At 71.3% G+C, this 21,773-nt stretch carries 14 protein-coding genes; 12 read left to right on the top strand and 2 right to left on the bottom strand.

Annotation, left to right across the window (positions count from 1 at the left end; all coding sequences use genetic code 11):
- Positions 1–234 precede the first annotated feature (234 nt).
- The 7 genes from AY578_RS10910 to AY578_RS10880 all read left to right on the top strand — a co-directional run bounded on the left by AY578_RS10910 (position 235) and on the right by AY578_RS10880 (position 11,175).
- Positions 235–1,254, top strand: coding sequence for a rod shape-determining protein (locus AY578_RS10910; protein ID WP_019527666.1), 1,020 nt, complete (start codon positions 235–237; stop codon positions 1,252–1,254).
- 168 nt (positions 1,255–1,422) lie between these two features.
- Positions 1,423–2,364, top strand: coding sequence for a rod shape-determining protein MreC (mreC, locus tag AY578_RS10905; RefSeq protein WP_019527667.1), 942 nt, complete (start codon positions 1,423–1,425; stop codon positions 2,362–2,364).
- Positions 2,365–2,377: 13 nt separating this feature from the next.
- Positions 2,378–3,046, top strand: a complete 669-nt coding sequence (mreD, locus tag AY578_RS10900; protein ID WP_019527668.1) for a rod shape-determining protein MreD — start codon at positions 2,378–2,380, stop codon at positions 3,044–3,046.
- A 114-nt stretch (positions 3,047–3,160) separates the two neighbouring features.
- Positions 3,161–6,685, top strand: a complete 3,525-nt coding sequence (gene mrdA, locus AY578_RS10895; protein WP_258902305.1) for a penicillin-binding protein 2 — start codon at positions 3,161–3,163, stop codon at positions 6,683–6,685.
- A 75-nt stretch (positions 6,686–6,760) separates the two neighbouring features.
- Positions 6,761–8,332: a CYTH and CHAD domain-containing protein gene (locus AY578_RS10890; protein WP_161107915.1), complete on the top strand. Its 1,572-nt coding sequence runs from the start codon at positions 6,761–6,763 to the stop codon at positions 8,330–8,332.
- Between the two features lie 102 nt (positions 8,333–8,434).
- Positions 8,435–10,384, top strand: a complete 1,950-nt coding sequence (locus AY578_RS10885; protein ID WP_258902304.1) for a TIGR03960 family B12-binding radical SAM protein — start codon at positions 8,435–8,437, stop codon at positions 10,382–10,384.
- 431 nt (positions 10,385–10,815) lie between these two features.
- Positions 10,816–11,175 carry a hypothetical protein gene (locus AY578_RS10880; protein ID WP_234008125.1) on the top strand — a complete coding sequence of 120 codons (360 nt, stop codon included), beginning with the start codon at positions 10,816–10,818 and terminating at the stop codon, positions 11,173–11,175.
- A gap of 124 nt (positions 11,176–11,299) precedes the next feature.
- On the opposite strand, the gene AY578_RS10875 is transcribed toward AY578_RS10880, so the two are convergent.
- Positions 11,300–12,913 (bottom strand): recombinase family protein, encoded by a 1,614-nt coding sequence (locus AY578_RS10875; protein WP_258902303.1) that lies wholly within the window; start codon positions 12,911–12,913, stop codon positions 11,300–11,302.
- Positions 12,914–13,161: 248 nt separating this feature from the next.
- A complete protein-coding gene (locus AY578_RS10870) occupies positions 13,162–13,974 on the bottom strand; it encodes a hypothetical protein (protein WP_258902302.1) in 813 nt (270 codons plus the stop codon).
- A gap of 264 nt (positions 13,975–14,238) precedes the next feature.
- On the opposite strand from AY578_RS10870, the gene AY578_RS10865 reads away from it, so the two are divergent.
- From AY578_RS10865 to AY578_RS10850, 5 genes are all read left to right on the top strand, one after another.
- A complete protein-coding gene (locus AY578_RS10865) occupies positions 14,239–15,162 on the top strand; it encodes a phosphatidylglycerol lysyltransferase domain-containing protein (protein ID WP_258902301.1) in 924 nt (307 codons plus the stop codon).
- A gap of 386 nt (positions 15,163–15,548) precedes the next feature.
- Positions 15,549–16,337: a TIGR03936 family radical SAM-associated protein gene (locus AY578_RS10860; protein ID WP_258902300.1), complete on the top strand. Its 789-nt coding sequence runs from the start codon at positions 15,549–15,551 to the stop codon at positions 16,335–16,337.
- Between the two features lie 1,270 nt (positions 16,338–17,607).
- Entirely contained in the window at positions 17,608–20,019 is a 2,412-nt protein-coding gene (locus AY578_RS34060; RefSeq protein WP_420341311.1) for an Rne/Rng family ribonuclease, read from the top strand.
- Positions 20,020–20,102: 83 nt separating this feature from the next.
- Positions 20,103–20,735 (top strand): hypothetical protein, encoded by a 633-nt coding sequence (locus AY578_RS34055; RefSeq protein ID WP_420341310.1) that lies wholly within the window; start codon positions 20,103–20,105, stop codon positions 20,733–20,735.
- An 82-nt stretch (positions 20,736–20,817) separates the two neighbouring features.
- Entirely contained in the window at positions 20,818–21,570 is a 753-nt protein-coding gene (locus tag AY578_RS10850; RefSeq protein ID WP_215048568.1) for a phosphocholine cytidylyltransferase family protein, read from the top strand.
- Positions 21,571–21,773 lie beyond the last annotated feature (203 nt).

Genomic DNA, 21,773 nt, shown 5'->3' with positions numbered 1-21,773 from the left:
TGCCCTCGGGCCTTTTTTGGCATATGCACGGCGTTCGGGGGAACGGATGCCCCCGTTGGCCCGTCTCCAAAGGCAGGGCGACCCGCCATCTGATGACAATGGCGAAGACCCTCGCACAGTGTGCGCGAAGGCACGTCTACCATGGACGCCATCGCGTCACCGCACCCACCTCGCCGACCTGAAAAGCCCTCAAAAGCTCGTGGGAAGGCCAGACGAATCCTGATGGGGAACTCAATGTCGTTCATCGGCCGTGACATGGCTGTCGACCTCGGGACCGCCAACACGCTGGTGTACGTCAGGGGTCGCGGAATCGTACTCAACGAGCCGTCCGTCGTCGCGATCAACACCAACACCGGTGGCATCCTCGCGGTCGGTGCCGAAGCGAAGAAGATGATCGGACGCACGCCGGGCAACATCGTCGCCGTGCGCCCGCTGAAGGACGGCGTCATCGCCGACTTCGAGATCACCGAGCGGATGCTCCGCTACTTCATCCTGAAGATCCACAAGCGGCGGTATCTGGCTCGCCCGCGGGTCGTCGTCTGCGTGCCCTCCGGCATCACGGGCGTCGAGCGCCGCGCCGTCATCGAGGCGTCGTCCCAGGCCGGCGCCCGCCAGGTGCACATCATCGAGGAGCCCATGGCGGCCGCCATCGGCTCCGGTCTGCCGGTCCATGAGGCCACCGGCAACATGGTGGTGGACATCGGCGGCGGCACCACGGAGGTCGCGGTCATCTCCCTCGGCGGCATCGTCACCGCCCAGTCCATCCGCGTCGCGGGCGACGAGCTGGACAACGCCATCATCCAGCACATCAAGAAGGAGTACTCGCTCCTGCTGGGTGAGCGGACGGCGGAACAGATCAAGATCACGATCGGTTCGGCGTACGACCTCGACTCCGACGAGCACACCGAAATCCGCGGCCGGGACCTCGTCTCCGGGCTGCCGAAGACCGTGGTGATCTCCGCCGCCGAAGTGCGCAAGGCGATCGAGGAACCGGTCAACGCCATCGTGGACGCGGTCAAGACGACCCTCGACAAGTGTCCGCCCGAGCTGTCCGGCGACATCATGGACCGCGGCATCGTGCTGACCGGCGGCGGCGCCCTGCTGCGCGGCCTCGACGAGCGGCTGCGCCGGGAGACCGGCATGCCGATCCACATCGCCGAGGACCCGCTGGACAGCGTGGCGCTCGGCTCCGGCAAGTGCGTCGAGGAGTTCGAGGCGCTGCAGCAGGTCCTGGACGCCGCGCCCCGCCGATGACACACCGCCACGCCTCCGCCGTACGGGACGTTCCCTCCCGTGCGGCGGAGCGCTGGTGTCGAGGGGCACGCCGGGCCCTGACGCCCCGAAGACCCCTCACGCGATCTGAAACCTGAACAGAACCCCACCGCATACCCGTTCTCGATGAGGAAGGCACGGCCGCCGCACGTGAGGGACACGAAAGAGAGCCGGCTGCTCCTGGTGCTGCTGATCGCCATCGCGTTCGCGCTGATCACGGTGGACATCCGCGGCGGAGAGGATTCGCCGGTCGACGGTGCCCGCCAGGCGGCGGCGTCGGTCTTCGGCCCGATCGAGAACGGCGTGTCCAGCGCGGTCGACCCGATCGGCAACGCCGTCACCGCCGTCCGCGAGTCCGGCGACCGCCACGACCGGCTCGCCCAGCTCGAGCAGGAGAACGCGGCGCTCAAGGCCGAACTCGGCAGCGACGACCGCAACCGCAGCCGCCTGAAGCAACTCGACAAGCTGCTCGGCGTCGCCGGCAAGGGCCAGTACGGCATCAAGGGCGCCCAGGTCATCGCCATAGGAGCGGCCCAGGGCTTCTCCTGGACCATCACCATCGACGCCGGCGCCGAGGACGGCATCGAGCGCGACATGACCGTCCTCAACGGCGACGGCCTGGTCGGCCGCGTCACCACCGTCGGGCCCGGCACCGCCACCGTCCTGCTCGCCAGCGACCCCGACTTCACCGTCGGCACCCGCATGGAGGCCGGCGACGAACTCGGCTTCGCCTCCGGCCAGGGCGACCGCCCGCTGCGCGTCGAACTGCTCAACGGCAAGGCCGAAATTAAGAAGGGCGACCGGCTGGTCACCTTCGGCTCGCAGGCCGACAAGCCGTTCGTGCCCGGCGTCCCCGTCGGCGTCGTCTCCCGCGTCGACCCCTCCGGCGGCGACCTGACCCGCACCCTGTACGTCACGCCGTTCGTCAACTTCAGCAAGCTGGACGTGGTCGGCGTCGTCGTCCAGGCGCCGAAGAAGGACCCGCGCGACACGGTGCTGCCCGCGAAGCCCAAGCCGACCCCGACGCCGACCGTGACCGTGACCGTCACGCCCTCGGCGCCCGCCGACGGTACCGACCAGCCTGAGCAGTAGGAGCTGTCACCCCATGCGCGTCAACCGGATCCTGCTCTCCAGCTCGCTGATCGCCGTCGCCCTCGTGATCCAGGTGAGCGTCCTCGCCCGCCTCCACCTCCCCGGCGCCGTCCCCGACCTGCTGCTGCTCGTCGTCCTCGGACTCGCCCTGGTCTACGGCCACGTCGGCGGCGCTTTCGTCGGCTTCGCCGCCGGCCTCCTCGCCGACCTCGCCCCGCCCGCCGACCACGCCGCCGGGCGCTACGCCCTCGTGCTGTGCGTCATCGGCTACCTCGCCGGGCTCGTCAAACCCGAGAGCGGGCAGGTGAAGACGGCGGCCGGACCGATGCTCGTGGTGGTCGCCGCGGCCGTCGGCTCCACCCTGCTCTACGCCGGCGTCGGCGCCCTCGTCGGGGACACCGCGGCCCGTCATGTCGGCCTCAGCGGCCTGCTGTTCACCGCCGCCCTCTACGACCTGCTGCTCGCCCCCTTCGTGGTGCCGGGCGTGATGGCCCTCGCGCGGCGCGCCGAGAACGACCCGCTCGCCGAGACCACCTCCGCCAAGGCCGGCGACATCTCCACGGGCTGGCTCTCCGGCGGAACCGGCCTGCGCATCGGCGGCCAGCGCAACGGCCTGCGGGTCAAGGCGGCCCGCGCCCGCTCCGCCCGCGCCGGACGCATCAAGGGGGTCAAGCGCCTGTGACCTCCCGAAACTTCACCGGTACGAGTGAACGCGGCTGGAACGCCCGTCCACCGGCCGGTCGTTCACCACTCGTCAGCCATAACCCGCACGCGCTCTGAGAGGGGAGGAAGCCGCGTGACCAACATCCCCGAGACCGGCCGCAGCCCGCGGGTCCAGATCCGGCTCGTCGTCATCCAGGTCCTCGTCATCTCCCTGCTCGGCACCCTCGGCGGGCGGCTGTGGTACCTCCAGATCCGCGAGGGCGACCAGTACGCCAAGGAGGCCACAGGCAACCACGTCCAGCAGGTCGTCCAGCCCGCCGTGCGCGGCTCCATCCTGGACGCCCGCGGCGTGCCCCTCGCGGACAACGAGACCCGGCTGGTCGTCTCCGCCTCCCGCACGGACCTGCTGAAGATGAAGGACGACGGCAAGGCCGTCCTCACCAAGCTGGCCGGCGTCCTCGGCATGAAGCCCGAGGACGTCATGATGAAGGTCCGGCTGTGCGACGCCGAGACCCCCCAGCCCTGCTGGAACGGCTCGCCGTACCAGCCGATCCCCATCACCGACGAGGCCACCCCCCGGCAGGCCCTGCAGATCCGCGAGCGCGCCGAGGACTTCCCCGGCATCACCGCCGAGCCCCAGGCGCTGCGCCGCTACCCGAGCCCCGGCAAGGCCAACACCGCGCAGGTCCTCGGCTACCTCTCGCCGGTCACCGACGAGGAGATCCAGCAGGCCCAGGACACCGACTCGCCCTACCTGCGCTCCGACATGGTCGGCCGCTCCGGCCTGGAGCGCCAGTACGACCAGCAGCTGCGCGGCAAGGCCGGCGTCACCCGCTACGAGGTCGACAAACTCGGCCGCGTCCTCGGCCAGGCCCAGTCCGACCCGGCCGAGCCCGGCGCCAACCTCGTCACCAGCATCGACTCCCGCGTGCAGCGCATCGCCGAGTACGAACTGAACGAGGCGATGAAGGAGGCCCGCAAGCAGAACGACCACAACACCGGACGGAACTACGAGGCCGACTCCGGCGCCGTCGTCGTCATGGAGGCCAAGACCGGCCGCGTCGTCGCCATGGCCTCCAACCCGACCTACGACCCCAACGCCTGGGTCGGCGGCATCTCCGCCAAGGACTACGCCGAGCTCACCGGCAAGAAGTCCAACTACCCGCTGCTGAACCGCGCCATCCAGGGCCTGTCGGCGCCCGGCTCCATCTTCAAGGTGATCCCGACGGCCGCCGCCATCAAGGCCGGCTACTCCTTCGAGGGCCCCTACAACTGCTCCAGCTCCTACTCCATCGGCGGCCAGGTCTTCAAGAACTTCGAGTCGCAGAACCACGGTCCCATCAGCCTCGGCCGGGCCCTCGAGGTCTCCTGCGACACCGTCTTCTACGCCCTCTCCCACGAGGAGTGGAAGCGCGACGGCGGCAACAAGCCGAAGAAGAACGCCCACGACTGGTTCTACAAGGTCGCCCACCAGTTCGGCCTCGGCGCGGAGACCGGCATCGACCTGCCCAACGAGGTCACCGGCCGCGTCCCCGACCGCCAGTGGAAGGCCGACTACTGGAAGGCCAACAAGGACGCCTGGTGCAAGTACGGCAAGAAGGACGGCAGCTACGCCGAGAAGATCGCCTACGAGAACTGCCTCGAAGGCAACCGGCTGCGCGCCGGTGACTCCGTGAACTACTCCATCGGCCAGGGCGACACGCTCGTCACCCCGATCCAGATGGCCACCATCTACGCGGCCATCTCCAACGGCGGCACGCTGTACGACCCGACCGTCGGCAAGGCCGTCGTCAGCCCCGACGGCAAGACCGTCACGGAAATCCAGCCCAAGTCCCACGGCAAGCTGCCCACGTCGAAGAAGACGCTCAAGCAGATAGACGAAGCCCTCGAGGGAGTCGCCACCCGCGGTACGGCCGCGTGGCGGTTCGGGGGCTGGCCACAGGACAAGATCCCGATGCACGCCAAGACCGGTACGGCCGAGGTGTACGGCAAGCAGACCACCTCGTGGTTCGCCACCTACACCAAGGACTACGCGATCGTCATGACGATCTCCCAGGGCGGTACCGGTTCCGGCGCCTCGGGCCCCGCCGTGCGCAACATCTACAACGCCCTCTACGGCGTGTCCGAGGACGGCGGGATCGACAACAAGAAGGCGCTGCTGCCCACGCCGCAGAAGACCCTCCCCAAGGTCCGCACGGACGGCACCATCACCTCGCCGAAGATCGTCAAGGACTTCGCCAAGGAACTGCGCCCCACGCCCTCCCCGGACGGCGAGGCCACCACCCCGCAGGGCGACGACCCGGCCGACCCGCAGCAGGCGGGCACGACCCCGTCGCCGGAGAACACCAACCGCGACACCCGCGCAGGCGCGCGCGGCGCGGCCACGCCCCGGCCGGGGCGGCCCCGCGGGCCGCACCCCGCGGCCGCGCGCGGCACGCCCGGAGAGGACGGCGTCATGACCGGCGGCGTCAACAGCTTCCAGGTCTCCGGGTACGGACCCGAGCGGGCCGGCTGGACACGGGTGTTCGCCCGCGACGGCCTGGCCCGCCGGATGGACTGGCCGATACTGCTCGCGGCCCTCGCCCTGTCCCTGCTGGGCTCGCTGCTGGTCTACTCGGCCACCCGCAACCGCACCGAGCTGAACCAGGGCGACCCGTACTACTTCCTGGTCCGGCACTGGCTGAACACCGGCATCGGCGTCGCCCTGATGATCGGCGCCCTCTGGCTCGGCCACCGCGGGCTGCGCACGGCGGTCCCCCTGCTGTACGGCGCCTCGGTCTTCCTGATCCTGCTGGTGCTCACCCCGCTGGGCTCCACGATCAACGGCGCCCACTCCTGGATCCAGCTGCCCGGCGGCTTCTCCCTCCAGCCCTCGGAGTTCGTGAAGATCACGATCATCCTGGGCATGGCGATGCTGCTGGCGGCGCGGGTCGACGCGGGCGACAAGCCCTACCCCGACCACCGCACGGTGCTCCAGGCGCTCGGCCTCGCCGTCGTCCCGATGCTGATCGTGATGCTCATGCCCGACCTCGGGTCGGTCATGGTGATGGTCGTCATCGTGCTCGGCGTGCTGCTCGCCTCCGGGGCCTCCAACCGCTGGATCTTCGGCCTGATCGGCGCGGGCACGGCCGGCGCGGTCGCCGTCTGGCAGCTCGGCATCCTCGACGAGTACCAGATCAACCGGTTCGCCGCGTTCGCCAACCCGGAGCTCGACCCGGCCGGCGTCGGCTACAACACCAACCAGGCCCGCATCGCCATCGGCTCCGGCGGACTGACCGGCTCCGGCCTCTTCCAGGGCTCGCAGACCACCGGCCAGTTCGTCCCCGAGCAGCAGACCGACTTCGTCTTCACCGTCGCCGGCGAGGAACTCGGCTTCGTGGGCGGCGCGCTGATCATCGGCCTGCTCGGCATCATCCTCTGGCGCGCCTGCCGCATCGCCCGCGACACCACCGACCTCTACGGCACGATCGTCGCGGCGGGCATCGTCGCCTGGTTCGCCTTCCAGACCTTCGAGAACATCGGCATGACCCTCGGCATCATGCCGGTCACCGGCCTGCCCCTGCCGTTCGTGTCCTACGGCGGCTCCTCGATGTTCGCGACCTGGCTGGCGGTCGGACTGCTCCAGTCGATCCGCATGCAACGGCCCATGTCCGCCTGACCCCAGGACGGCCCCGCGTCACCGGTGCGGAGCGGCCCACTGCCGCTCCGCACCCCGGACGACTAGATTCGGTGCATGGCGGACACCAAGCGCGAAATCGAGCGGAAGTACGAGTCCGACGACACCGCTCTGCCCGACCTGACCCGCGTCCCCGGCGTCGCCTCCGTGCGGGCCCGGGGCGTCACCCACCTCGACGCCACCTACTACGACACCGCCGACCAGCGCCTCGCAGCATCCTCCGTCACCCTGCGCCGCCGCACCGGAGGCGCCGACGCCGGCTGGCACCTCAAGTTCCCCGTCGCCCCCGGCGTGCGCGACGAGATCCGCGCCCCGCTCTCCGACACCCTCCCGAAGGAACTCGCCGCCCTGGTCCGCTCCCGCGTCCGCGACCGGGAACTGCGGCCCGTGGTCCGCCTCCGCTCCGACCGCGACGTCCGCCACCTCCTCGACGACCAGGACCGGCTCCTCGCCGAGGTCGGCGTGGACACCGTGCACGCCGAACGGCTCACCGGCGAGGGCGGCGAGACGCGCTGGACCGAGATCGAGGTGGAACTGGCCGACGACGGCGACCCCGCCTTCCTCGACAAGGTGGAGAAGCGGCTGAGGAAGGCGGGCGTACGGCCCTCGTCGTCGTCCTCGAAGCTGGCCCGCGCCCTCGCCGAGACCGCACCGGCCGCCGGACCCTCCGCACGCCGGGAAGCCGCCGGCACACCCCCCGCCACCGCCCCCGAGGCCGCCCCCCGGCACAAGCACCGCCCCCGCCCTGACGGCACCCCCGCCACCGCCGGCGACCACGTCCTCGCCTACGTCCGCGCCCAGCGCGACGCCCTCGTCGAGCTGGACCCCGCCGTGCGGCAGGACGTCCCCGACGCCGTGCACCGCATGCGCGTCGCCACCCGCCGGCTGCGCAGCACCTTCCGCAGCTTCCGCGCCGTCCTCGACCGCGCGGCCACCGACCCGGTCGCCGCCGACCTGAAGTGGCTGGCCGCCGAGCTGGGCAAGGACCGCGACCAGGAGGTCCTCGCCGAACGCCTCACCCAGGCCCTCGGCAAACTCACCCCCGACCAGGTCACCGGCCCGGTCGCCGAGCGCCTCGCCGCCTGGTCCGAGGCCCGCCACCAGGGCGCCCACCACGAGGTCGTCGCCATCCTCGACTCGCGCCGGTACCTCTCCCTCCTCGACACCCTGGACGCGCTGCTCGCGGACCCGCCCCTGCGCAAGAAGGCCGCCGCCCGCCCGGGCAAGGTCCTCGCCAAGGCCGTACACAAGGACTTCGGCAAGCTGGCCGGGCTCGTGGAGCACGCGCTGGAGCTGCCGCCCGGCCAGGAGCGCGACATGGCGCTGCACGAGGCGCGCAAGAAGACCAAGCGCACCCGGTACGCCGCCGAGGCCGCCGTCCCCGCGCTGGGCGGGCGGGCCGAGGAGGCGGTCCGGGACATGAAGGCGCTGCAGGGCCTGCTCGGCGACCACCAGGACAGCGTCATGGCCCGCCGCACCCTGCGCGAGCTGGCCGCCGTGGCCCACGCGGCGGGGGAGAGCGACTTCACGTACGGGGTGCTGTACGCGGGGGAGGCGCACCGCGCGCGGGTCGCCGAGGAGGCGCTTCCCGAGGCGTGGAGCTCGGTCAGCCGGGAGTTCCCGCTCTGAGCGCCGTACGGGAGACCCCTCCGGGCGGGTTAGGCTGGATGGTCACCCGCCCCTGAGGCATCGGCCCGGGGGGACCGCAGTCACCACACGAAGGTTCGCGAGATGCCTGCCGAAGCCGCCGAGTCTGTGTTCCCGCAGCTCGAAGCTCTGCTCCCGCATGTGCAGAAGCCGATCCAGTACGTCGGCGGAGAGCTCAACTCCACGGTCAAGGACTGGGACTCCTGCGACGTCCGCTGGGCACTCATGTACCCGGACGCGTACGAGGTCGGACTCCCCAACCAGGGCGTCATGATCCTCTACGAGGTCCTCAACGAACAGGACGGCGTCCTGGCCGAGCGCACCTACAGCGTCTGGCCGGACCTCGAGGCGCTGATGCGCGAGCACCGTGTGCCGCAGTTCACCGTCGACAGCCACCGTCCGGTGCGCGCCTTCGACGTGTTCGGCCTGAGCTTCTCCACCGAGCTGGGCTACACCAACATGCTCGCCGCACTCGACCTGGCCGGCATTCCGCTGGAGGCCAGGGACCGCACCGACGACGACCCGATCGTCATGGCCGGCGGCCACGCGGCGTTCAACCCGGAGCCGATCGCCGACTTCCTCGACTGCGCGATCCTCGGCGACGGCGAGCAGGCCGTCCTCGAGGTCACGCGGCTGATCCGCGAATGGAAGGAGCAGGGCCGTCCCGGCGGCCGCGAGGAACTCCTCCTGCGCCTGGCCAAGACCGGCGGGGTCTACGTCCCCGGCTTCTACGACGTCGAGTACCTCCCCGACGGCCGCATCGCCCGTGTCGTGCCGAACCGCTCCGGCGTGCCGTGGCGTGTGTCCAAGCACACCGTCATGGACCTCGACGAATGGCCCTACCCCAAGGCGCCCCTCGTCCCGCTCGCGGAGACGGTCCACGAGCGCATGTCGGTCGAGATCTTCCGCGGCTGCACCCGCGGCTGCCGCTTCTGCCAGGCCGGCATGATCACCCGCCCGGTGCGCGAGCGCTCCATCACCGGCATCGGCGAGATGGTCGACAAGGGCCTGAAGGCGACGGGCTTCGAGGAGGTCGGCCTCCTCTCCCTGTCCTCCGCGGACCACAGCGAGATCGGCGACATCGCCAAGGGACTCGCCGACCGCTACGAGGAAGACAAGATCGGCCTGTCCCTCCCCTCGACCCGCGTCGACGCCTTCAACATCGACCTGGCGAACGAACTGACCCGCAACGGCCGCCGGTCCGGTCTCACCTTCGCGCCCGAGGGCGGGTCCGAGCGCATCCGCAAGGTCATCAACAAGATGGTCTCGGAGGAGGACCTGATCCGCACCGTCGCCACGGCCTACGGCAACGGCTGGCGCCAGGTGAAGCTGTACTTCATGTGCGGTCTGCCCACCGAGACCGACGACGACGTGCTGCAGATCGCCGACATGGCCACGCGCGTCATCCAGAAGGGCCGCGAGGTCTCCGGCTCCAACGACATCCGCTGCACGGTGTCCATCGGCGGTTTCGTGCCCAAGCCGCACACGCCGTTCCAGTGGGCGCCGCAGCTGTCCGCCGAGGAGACCGACGAGCGCCTGGCCAAGCTCCGCGACAAGATCCGCGGCGACAAGAAGTACGGCCGCTCCATCGGCTTCCGCTACCACGACGGCAAGCCCGGCATCGTCGAGGGCCTGCTCTCCCGCGGCGACCGCCGCATCGGCGCCGTGATCCGCGCGGTCTACGACGACGGCGGCCGCTTCGACGGCTGGCGCGAGCACTTCTCCTACGACCGCTGGATGCGGTGCGCGGAGAAGGCGCTGGCCCCGTTCGGCGTGGACGTCGACTGGTACACCACCCGCGAGCGCACCTACGAGGAGGTCCTGCCCTGGGACCACCTCGACTCGGGCCTGGACAAGGACTGGCTCTGGGAGGACTGGCAGGACGCCCTCGACGAGACCGAGGTCGAGGACTGCCGCTGGACCCCGTGCTTCGACTGCGGCGTCTGCCCGCAGTTCGATACATGGCCACAACTGAGCGAGAGCGGCAAGAAGCTGCTGCCGCTGACGGTCAAGAAGTCGGCTCCGACCAGCTGAAACGGTCGCTGACGTGAGTGACGACCCGCTGCGGCGTCTTGCCGACGCTGCGGCGGAGGTCACAGAGGATGAGGTGGCGGCGTTGCTGAGTGCGCTCGGCATGCAGCGGGGGCGGGAGCGGTCGGCGCCAGCGCTCCCGCTGACGCCGCTGCCGGGGCCGGCTAGCTCCTCCGGCGTTCACTCCGAGGTGGAGTGGGTGTGAGCCCATGTGAGGGCACTGAGCGGCCTTCTGCGCCCTCACCAGGTCTCTGCGCTGCCTCCAGAGGCCATGCGTGTTGGTAGCCAGGCGTCAGCCACGCTGAGAGCCTTTTCGGTCAAGGCGGCAGGAAATGGCACGCTGCAGCCCGACCCGCGCCACCATGAGCGACATGGCGACCTCGGGGGCAAGGGCAAGAAGCAGTCGGCTCGGTGGCTTGGGACAGTGGTGGGGCGTGATCGCTGCCGCGCTGCTGATCGCCGCATGGATCAACAAGGCCGCAGGGCCGGCGATCGTCGCGACCCTGTCGGCGCTCGTCCTCGTCTGGTGCTTCTTCCAGGCGCCCGTGACGTGTGCTGCCCCTGTCCGGGGCCGTACGGACGGCTGCCGGAACAACGCGACCGGCCTCCTCATGGGCTGCCACATCCGCCAGCACCGCTGGCAGAAGCTCAAGATGCTCATCCTTCGGCGCCAGGTACGGGAGTTCTGCTCCGGCCTGTTCTCAGACGGCAAGGCCACCCTGGTCACGCTAGCCGCGATCGGCAGCTTCCTGTCCGGCCTCGTGGCCTTTATCCCTAGTGTGGCAGTCAGCTGACCCTCTCGACGCCCACAGTCGAGAAGTCGCGCGCCCCGCTAATGGCGCTAGCCTCGCGGTTGCAGTAATCGGTGTGCCCTCAGCGAGGGCGGAACCAGGCGGCTTCATTCTGCGCGGTGTGTGATCAGAAGGCTTGCGCGAAGTCGTCTTCGCGGATCACAAGTCGTTCGCGTACGTCCTTCGGGATGAGCAGGCGAAGGTGCACCTTCGGGGCCCGGACTCCCGGCACCTTCGTCCGCGTGACCTCGCAGCGAATGCCGACGCGGTACAGGTCTGCGGACATGGCTTCCATGCCGCCCTCTTGCCAGTGCTCACGGAACGTCTTCCCGCCGTGGACGTTGACCCATCGGTCCTTCGCCGTCTCGGGATCGATCGCTTCCAGCTGCTCGATGAGCTTGTCCAGCGTCGTCTCCGCCTGCTCCTTGGTGAACCTCGTCTTCGTGTACCGGCCTCCGGGTTCCAGCTCCTTCATGTACAGCGCGATGGACTCCTGAAGACGCTTGATCTCCCGCCGCGCCTCGGCGCCCTCGGCGTACTGGCGAACCTGTACGGGGAAGTCTCCGAGAACCTTGAGGACGTCCTCCACCAGGCGCTCGTAGACCCGCTCCGGGTTGGGTGCCCCGTGTCCGCCGCTCTTGCAGTTGCGGCACCGAAGGTAGGGGTAGGTACCGAACCCGTTCCTCGTGACCTGCACGGTCATGTTGGTCTTGCACTCGGCGCACAGGAGGACGCCGAGGAACTGCGTGGCTCCGCCGGGGCGGCGCGGCGGCTGCTTCTTCATCCGCTTGTCGAGCGCTGCGCCGAGGGTCTCGAACTCCTCCTCGGTGAAGATCGGGGGAGCGACCCTGATCGGCTTGCCGTCCTTGCCGAGGACCGGCTTCGAACGGCGCTGTCCGCCGTTCTTGTCCTCCTCCACGCGGTAGCCGAGGAGCGCGGGGTTACGGAGCCGGCGAAGGAGCGTCACCACGGTGAGCCCTTGGCCCATGAGTCCTGCCCGCTTCAGGCAGCGCACCATGAAACGGGCGGAGCGTCCGCGAAGTGCCATGCGGCGTGCCCAGTGCAGTGCCTTGTGTGCCTCAGGATCGATGACGAGAACGACCCTCCCCGTGTCGTCCTCGTCGGTGACGTAGCCGTACGCCGGTTTCCCGATGAGCCATTCCTCCTGGGACTTCGCGTAGTCCCACAGGCTCGTGACCCGGGTGGAGGTGTTGGCGGCCTCGATCTCGGCGATACCACCGATGATCGTGACCATGATCTTCCCGGCGGTCGTCGTGAGGTCGAGGCTGTCGTTCTTCGATACCAGGTTCTTCCCGCGCTTCAGGCTCCACTCGATCATCGTGGAGAGGTCGGAGAGACGGCGCACGAAGCGATCGAGCTTCCAGAACAGGATCTCGTCGAACTCGGGGGAGCGGTTGTTCAGCCAGTCCCCGAGTTCCTTCCGCTTCCACGGCGGGACCTTCGTCGCCGACACGTTCAGGTCCGAAGCGACGCCGACGACTCGGCAACCTCGCTCCCTCGCCAGGATGCGGAGATCGAGTTCCTGACGTACCGGTGATGTCGTCTCGTCCGTCAGTACGGATAAGCGGATCGACAGGAGCGCCCGCGGAGCGTCCTCGGGGAGCAGCGCCTCAGTCTGCTTCAGCTCCTCCAGGAGCGCGAGATCGGCTGCGGTCCACTCGGCTTCTACGTTGTAGGCCGCTCGCTCAGCCGCGAGCCGGCGCTGTCCTCGTTTACTCATGCAGGCAGCGTAGAGCTGGTTTAAGCATTTTCCATATGTCAGCAGATGGACACGAGCATCCAGATTGGGCAAGAAGCTGCTGCCCCTGACGGTCAAGAACGCGGGCCCCGTGCCGAGCGGTCACGCGCACTGAACCCGGCCCGGACGACCGGGCGTGAGCATGGAAACGGAGCAGCGGCCCCTGCTGTAGGGGCTGCTGCTCCGTTTCGTATGGGTACGCGCGCTCGGGTGTGCAGGCGGGATGCGCGTCACGGGACCTGTCGGCCGTCGTAATGGCGGACGCGGTGGCGGGGGCTGACCGTGCGGCGGGGCGGGCGGGTGAGGGTGATCTGGCGGACCAGTTGCTGGAAGCAGGCCAGGGCGGCGACGCCCGGGAGGGCCGCGGCCGCCGTGTCGGTGACGGTGCGGGGCGCCTGGGCCACGCACAGCAGGACCGCGACGGAGGAGAAGAGCAGGACGACGAACCAGGAGTGCAGGGCGCGTCGTTGGTGGAGGGCCGCGCGGAGGATGGAGAGGGAGCCGGCCAGCCAGGGGCCGTACACCAGGATCGGCCACCAGGACGAGGAGTCGCCGCTGCTGTGCGCCGTGGTGACGAGGAGCAGCGGTTCGTAGGTGACGACGCCGCTGAAGACGCTCACCATCGACACGGTGACCGCGGCCATCGCGGCGATGGCGTAGCTGGCGACGCGCACGGCGTCGGGGCGGGGCCGCGGTGGCTTTCGGTGGGCGCGGGGCGCGGAGCGCAGGGGCGGCAGTTCGGCCGTGATCTCCTGCAGGTTGCCCATGGGGCTGCCGGCCGGGGGAGCGGTGACCGAGGTCTCCTCGCGCGGTGGCGGCACCGTGGGGGCGGCGTACTCGTCGGAGCGGGCCTCCTGGAGGAGGTAGGCCAGTTCCTCGGCCGGGTCCCAGGGTGGCACGGCGGGCTGGTCCCAGGGTGGCACGGCGGGCTCGACGGGCTCCGCGTAGACGGCTCCGGCCCGGTGCCGGCCGGTTCCCATTTCGGTGAACGGGTCCGATGCCTCGGCGTTGTACCAGAGCGGGTCGTAGCGTTCATCATTCATGTCAGGATTGATTCATCGGGCCGGCGGGAGCACTCAACAGCGGTTGTGTGAAGTGCAGTTGGAGCGGACCTGACCTGCTTGCCTTCATACAGCGACTAACGGCGGCACTTTCACTTGGATGCGCGGCGAATGAGTGAACGGCCATAGCGACAATGGGTTTGTCGAAGGCTCCGAATTTCCTTTTTTCTATGGGCCTTTCAGCATATGAAGAAACCGGAACCGGGCGTTCGCATCCGCGGGGGCGTTCTCGGCGTCCTTGTCGGTATGGATCTGGAGAAGTCGCGGGAGCAGCCGTCCGGCGAGGGGTGCCTCGTCGTCGCGTTGCGCATGCCGGTGCGGATCGTCGTGCTCGTGCTGGTGGTGCCGGTGCGGATGGTGTGGGACGCCCTGGTGGTCGTGGGGCGGTTCCTCGGCGACACGGTGTTCCGTCCGTTGGGGCGTGCGTTGGCATGGGTGGGGCGCGCGGTGTTCGTGTGGCCGTTCGTCGCGCTCTGGCGCTGGGTGCTCGTGCCGCTGGGGAGGGCGCTGCGGTGGCTGGGCACGGTGCTGGTCGTCGTCCCGGCCGGGTGGCTGTACCGGACGGTGCTCACGCCCCTCGGGCACGCCCTGGCCTGGCTGGGGCACCGGCTTCTCGTCGTGCCGTCGGTGTGGCTGTACCGGTGGGTGCTCACTCCGGTCGGGTATGCGCTGGCGTGGTGCGGCCGGGGGCTGTTCGCGTTGGTCTCGCTGCTGGTCGCGGGGGTCGCCACGGCCCTGTACTGGACGTTCCGCGTCCTGGTGTGGTGGCCCGCGTACGCCGTGTGGCGCTGGGTGCTGGCGCCGGTCGGCCGGGTGCTGGCCGTCGTCGCGCGGGAGGTCGGGGCCGCGCTCGGGCACGCCTGGCGCATCGCCGGGTACGTCTCGCTCGCCGTGGGCCGGGCCCTCGCCGCCTTCTTCCGGTGGACGGTCGTGGAGCCGGCCCGCTGGGTGTACCGGACCGTGCTCACGCCGGTCGGTCATGTCGTCCGTGACTGGGTACTGAGGCCCGTCGCGGAGGCGGCCCGGAGTGTGGGACGCGTCACACGAGACATCCTGCGCTCCGTCCGCGTGACCGTCCGCCAGGTCCGTCAGGACGTCCGGCGGGCGCTTCTCGGTGAATCCAAGAAATCAGACGGTCAGGATGACCGGATCCTCCTGACCAAGCGCTGACCGGGCGTTCCGTCCCGGCCGGGCCGCCCGTCCTGTCACCCGTGCTGCTCGGCCCCCGGCTTCCTCCTCTTCGCCACCGTCGTCGTCATGTCCGCCCCGAGACCAGGCCCGTGCCGCACGGGGACGGCATGCCCGGCGTCACCCGGGGTACCGGTGCAGGCACCGGCGCGCGGGGAGAGCGTCCCGCCGGCCGGTGACGCCGGGAAACCGCCGTCCCGACGGGCACGTACCCTTGTAAGGACACGGTCCCGGTGCCCGACCGGGCCCTCCGGGGCCGTCGCGCACGGCCGTACCCTGGAAGGGAAGGCGCTCCCCGCGCCCCCTTGCGACAAGGAGAAGATCCACTGGGCAAGCGACAGCCCGAAGGCCCGCCGCCCGCACCCGCGGTGCAGCGCATCCGACTGCGCTACACCAAGCGCGGCCGCCTCCGGTTCACCAGCCACCGTGACTTCCAGCGTGCCTTCGAGCGCGCGCTGCGCCGAGCCCAGGTGCCCATGGCGTACTCGGCCGGTTTCACGCCGCACCCGAAGGTGTCGTACGCCAATGCCGCACCCACCGGCACCGGCAGCGAGGCCGAGTACCTGGAGATCGCGCTCACCGAGCCGCGGGACCCCGAGCGTCTGAGGGTCCTGCTCGACGAGTCGATGCCCGCCGGGCTGGACGTCGTCGAGGCCGTCGAGGCCCGCACTTCAGGGCTCGCCGACCGGCTCACGGCGTCGGTGTGGGAGCTGCGGCTGGACGGTGTCGCTCCCGAGGACGCCCGCCGCGCGGTGGACGCCTTCGAGTCGGCCGAGACCGTCGAGGTCCAGCGCCGCATGAAGAACGGCATCCGTACCTTCGACGCCCGGTCCGCCGTCGCCTCCCTCGAAACCGTCGAGGAGGCCGTCGCGACGGACTCCGCGCCTGCTGATAGGCCGACCGACCGGCCCTGTGCGATACTGCGGCTGGTTGTTCGGCACGTGACGCCTGCCGTACGACCCGACGACGTCCTGTCCGGTCTCCGCGCCGTGGCCGACCTGGCGCCGCCGGTCCCCGTAGCGGTGACCAGGCTGGCGCAGGGGCTGTTCGATGAAGAGACCGGCACGGTGACCGACCCGCTCGCGCCCGACCGCGAGGCAGCAGCGACCGAGCCGCACACGGCCGCCGCCACTGCCGCCGCGACGGCGCCGGCGTAAGGAAGGTCCCGCGTAGGGACGGATGTCGTAAGCGCCGCCCTCGAACTCGGGAGCCACCTGGGTCGGGCAGCGCACCGACCAGAAGACTTTCGCCAGGCCGTACGCATTCGGCGTACGGAACCGGCGAGACAGGACACAGAGAGCTTCCGAGCGGCGCCCGCGCCCCGGACGGCGGCCACCGCGCACCGCGCGGGCCGCGGACGTCACCGGCATCGCCGGACCAGGCGCGGCGCCCGGGAGCCTGACGGGAGAAACGCCCGCATGCTCGAACCGACCGAGCCCACCGAGGGCTCCGAACCGAACACCCCCAGCGACACCCTGCCGCCCCGCCGGCGCCGCAGGGCCGCGTCCCGCCCGGCGGGCCCGCCCGCCGCCGCAGAGAACAGCACGGCGGAAACGGTCACGCCGGCCATACCGGCCGCCGAGCCGGTGGAGACGCCTCAGGCCGCCGAGAGCGGGACCGACATCCAGCAGGAGACCGGGGCCCCCGCGCCCCGGCGTCGCCGTGTGGTCCGCCGCGCGGCCGGCCGCGGAGCGCCGGCCGCGCGGAGGCCGCCGAGACGTCGTCCCGCGGCGCAGCCGCGTCCGAGGCCGCCGCCCCCGCGCCGAACCGGCCGCCGACACCACGGAGGACGCCGCTCCGCGCCGTACCCGCCGCCGCGCCACGCGCACCGTGACGCCCCGGCGCTGTTGCCGAGACCCGGCCGCCGACGAGACCGCCGCGGCCCCCGAAACCCCTGAGACTCCGGCCGAGCGGCCGCCGCCCGACGGAGGACGCCGCTCCGCGCCGCACCCGGCGCCGCGCCACGCGCACCGTGACCGCCCCGGCCGCCGAGACGCCGACGGGCCGAAGCGGAAGAGCCGCCCGGCCGCGCGGTGAGACGGCTGCCGAGACGGCCCCCGAGCCCGCCGCCGAGTCACCGAGGACGACGCCGCCCCGCGCCGCACCCGCGCCGTGCCTCTCGGCGCGCGTCCGCGCCCGCGGTGCTCCCGCCGCCGACGCACAGGGCGACGCGACGACGAGACCGAGCAGGCCGCCCCGACCGCCGAGGAGGCCCGGTGACGGAGAACGACAAGCAGGACGAGAAGCAGGCCGGCACCCCGGCCGAGGCGCCGCCGCGCAGGCCCGCCGAGGAGGGCGGCGCGCCGCCGCCGGCGCGTCGTCCGCAAGGCCGCCGCCGGGTTCGCCGAGCCCGCGCGCCCCGCGCGCGGTGCGGAGACGGAGGACAAGGAGGGCGCCCCGCGCCGTCCCGCGCGTCCCGCCGTCGCCGTGTTCCAGCCGCCGGTGTTCACCGAGCCCCGCTTCCAGACCCCGGAGCGCGCCGCCGCCGAGGCCGCCGCCGGACTCGCCGAGGCCGTGGAGCCGGAGGAGGAGACGGAGGAGCTTCCCGAGGAGCAGCCCGCCGCCTCCCGCCGTCGCCGCCGCCGCAGGGGCGCGTCCGACGAGCCCGAGGCCATCGCGCCGGCCGCGGCCGAGGAGACCCCCGAGGCCGAGACCGAGGACGCCGCCGACCAGGCCGAGGACCAGACCGACGGTGACGAGGGCGACGACCACGACGACCACGAGTCGTCCGGTTCGCGCCGCCGCCGTCGCCGTGGCGGCCGTCGCCGCCGCCGTGGCGAGTCCGCCGACGCCGACAGCGGCGACCAGCAGGACGGCGACACCGACGGCGCCGAGCGCGCCGGGTCCGAGCAGTCCGCGCAGGACGCCGAGGACACCGACGGGCAGAGCGACGAGGACGCCGAGGAGCGCGAGCGCGAGGAGCGCGAGGACGGCGGTTCCAGCAGCAGCCGTCGCCGCCGTCGCCGTCGTCGCCGCGCCGGGGACAGCGGCGGCGAGCCCGAGCCGTCCGCCGACGACCCCGAGCGCACCGTCGTCAAGGTCCGCGAGCCCCGTCCCCTGCGGGAAAAGGGTGCCGAGCCGTCCGACGAGGTGCAGTCCATCAAGGGCTCCACCCGCCTGGAGGCCAAGAAGCAGCGCCGCCGCGAGGGCCGCGAGCAGGGCCGCCGTCGCGTGCCGATCATCACCGAGGCCGAGTTCCTGGCCCGCCGCGAGGCCGTCGAGCGCGTCATGGTGGTCCGCCAGCACGGCGACCGCACGCAGATCGGCGTCCTCGAGGACGGCGTGCTCGTCGAGCACTACGTCAACAAGGAGCAGGCCACCTCGTACGTCGGCAACGTGTACCTGGGCAAGGTGCAGAACGTGCTGCCGTCGATGGAGGCCGCCTTCGTCGACATCGGCAAGGGCCGCAACGCCGTGCTCTACGCCGGCGAGGTCAACTTCGACGCGCTCGGCATGTCCGGCGGTCCGCGCCGCATCGAGTCCGCGCTGAAGTCCGGGCAGCCGGTGCTGGTCCAGGTCACCAAGGACCCGATCGGCCACAAGGGCGCCCGCCTCACCAGCCAGGTCTCCCTCCCCGGCCGCTACCTCGTGTACGTGCCCGAGGGCTCGATGACCGGCATCAGCCGCAAGCTGCCCGACACCGAGCGGGCCCGGCTGAAGACCATCCTCAAGAAGATCGTCCCCGAGGACGCGGGCGTCATCGTGCGCACCGCCGCCGAGGGCGCGAGCGAGGACGAGCTGCGCCGTGACGTCGAGCGGCTCCAGGGGCAGTGGGAGGAGATCAAGAAGAAGTCCAAGAACGGCGGCACCGCCCCGACGCTGCTGTACGGCGAGCCGGACATGACCGTCCGCGTCGTCCGGGACATCTTCAACGAGGACTTCTCCAAGGTCATCGTCAGCGGTGACGAGGCCTGGGAGACCATCCACGGCTACGTCTCCCACGTCGCGCCCGACCTGGCCGACCGCCTGCAGCGGTGGACCAGCGAGGTCGACGTCTTCGCCACGTACCGGATCGACGAGCAGCTCGCCAAGGCGCTGGACCGCAAGGTCTGGCTGCCCAGCGGCGGTTCGCTGGTGATCGACCGGACCGAGGCGATGGTCGTCATCGACGTCAACACCGGCAAGTTCACCGGCCAGGGCGGCAACCTCGAGGAGACCGTCACCAGGAACAACCTGGAGGCGGCCGAGGAGATCGTGCGCCAGCTCCGGCTGCGCGACCTCGGCGGCATCATCGTCATCGACTTCATCGACATGGTGCTGGAGTCCAACCGGGACCTGGTGCTGCGCCGTCTGCTGGAGTGCCTGGGCCGGGACCGGACCAAGCACCAGGTCGCCGAGGTGACCTCGCTGGGCCTGGTCCAGATGACCCGCAAGCGGGTCGGCCAGGGCCTGCTGGAGTCGTTCTCCGAGACCTGCGTCCACTGCAACGGCCGCGGTGTCATCGTCCACCTCGACCAGCCGTCCACCTCCGGCGGCGGCAAGCGCCGCAAGCGCGCCCGGGCCGGTGCGGCGGACCAGCCGCACGAGCACGAGGCCGCCGTGGAGACGGCCGAGCAGGAGGCCGAGGCCGAGGCGGAGACGCCGGCCGAGGTCGCCGCCGAGGCCGCCGAGCCCGCGCTGCCGGGCCCGAGTTCACGCCGGACGAGGAGCTTACAGCAGCGCGCCGAGCCGGGCCCAGCGTCCGGGCCCGTACGTACGCGCCGCCGGCGAGCCGTCGCCGTCCGCGCCCGCGGCTCCCGCAGCGTGAGACCGCCAGGGGCGCCGCAAGCAGGCCGAGGAGCGCGCCGAGGAGACGCCCGCCGCCGAGGAGACGCGGCCGTCCCCACGGCGCAGACGTGACCGCCGCCGAGGAGACGCGGCGTCCGTGCAGCCGAGTCGGCCGCCGAGGCGCTGGCCGAGCGGCGCCGGCCGAGGACGCCGTGGTGCCGCAGGCCGAGGAGGCCGCCCCCAAGGGCCGTACGCGCCGCCGGGCCACCCGCAAGGTGACCGCGCCGGCCGGTTCCCCGGCGGGTGCCGAGGCCGCGGTGGTGACCGTCGCCGAGCCGGCGAAGGCCGAGCCCGCGAAGGCGGAGGAGACGCCGAAGGCCGAGGAGACCCCGGCCGAGGCCGCCGCCCCTGAGGCCGCGCCCGAGGCGTCCGCCCCGGCCCGTCCGCGGCGTCGCGCGGTGCGCAAGCCGAGCACCTCGACCGCGTCCGAGGACACGGCCGTCGTGGTCCTGCCGTCCGCCCCCGCGGACGAGCAGAAGCCCGCCGAGGAGCCCGCCGCCGCGCCGGAGGCCGTCGCGGCCGCCGAGCCCGTCGAGGGTGCTGAGGGTGCCGAGGAGGCCACTCCGGCCAAGAAGGCCGCCCGCAAGACGGCCAAGAAGGCCACGGCGAAGAAGGCCGCCACCAAGAAGACGACGACGGCCAAGAAGACGGCGGCCAAGAAGACGACGACGGCGGCGAAGAAGACCACCGCCAAGAAGTCGACGGCGAAGAAGGCCACGGCGAAGAAGACCGCCGCTGCCGAGCAGCAGGCGCCCTCCTCCGTCACGGCCGCGGCCGACGAGAGCTGACCAGCGTCTACGCTGTGTGGTCCTGTCCCCTGCGGGGGCAGGACCACACGCTTTTCACGTCCCCGAAGGAGAACGACCCGCGATGATAGGCCTCGTGCTCGCGGCCGGCGCCGGCCGGCGTCTGCGCCCCTACACCGACACGCTTCCCAAGGCCCTGGTGCCGGTGGGCGCGGAGGGCGACCAGGACGCCGCGACCGTCCTGGACCTGACGCTCGGCAACTTCGCGGAGATCGGGCTGACCGAGGTCGGTGTCGTGGTCGGCTACCGCAAGGAGGCCGTGTACGAGCGGCAGGCGGCGCTGGAGGCGAAGTACGGGCTGAAGCTGACGCTCATCGACAACGACAAGGCGGAGGAGTGGAACAACGCCTACTCGCTGTGGTGCGCGCGGGACGTCCTGAAGGACGGTGTGATCCTCGCCAACGGGGACACGGTGCACCCGGTGTCGGTGGAGCGGACGCTGCTGGACGCGCGCGGTGACGGCAGGCAGATCATCCTGGCGCTGGACACGGCGAAGCAGCTCGCCGACGAGGAGATGAAGGTCGTCGTGGACCCGGAGAAGGGGATGCGGCGGATCACCAAGCTGATGGACCCGGCGGAGGCGACCGGCGAGTACATCGGCGTGACGCTGATCGAGGGCGGCGCCGCGGAGCAGTTGGCGGACGCGCTGAAGGCGACGTTCGAGCGGGACCCGCAGCTGTACTACGAGGACGGTTACCAGGAGCTGGTGAACCGGGGCTTCCGGATCGATGTGGCGCCGATCGGCGACGTCCGGTGGGTCGAGATCGACAACCACGACGACCTCGCCCGCGCACGGGAGATCGTCGCCGGTCACTGAGCGGCGCGGGCGCGCGGGGGTCCGGTTTGACCCCCGTGGCCCCGGCCCCGTAACCTTGACCGTCGGCGTGTCCATCGGGACCGCCACATCCCCGTAAACCTCTTCCTCCCGGACGCGGGCCGCGACCGGGAGAGGTCGCCCGCGTATGTGCGTGGGCGACTGGCCTGCGGGGGTGCCGTTCTTCGAGTGAGAGTGAGATCCGC

Origin of the sequence: Streptomyces thermocarboxydus, from assembly GCF_024760485.1 — a bacterium.
Classification (GTDB): Bacteria; Actinomycetota; Actinomycetes; order Streptomycetales; family Streptomycetaceae; genus Streptomyces; species Streptomyces cellulosae.
Note: the sequence above shows the minus strand (reverse complement) of the source record. Positions and strands in the feature narration are given on the sequence as shown.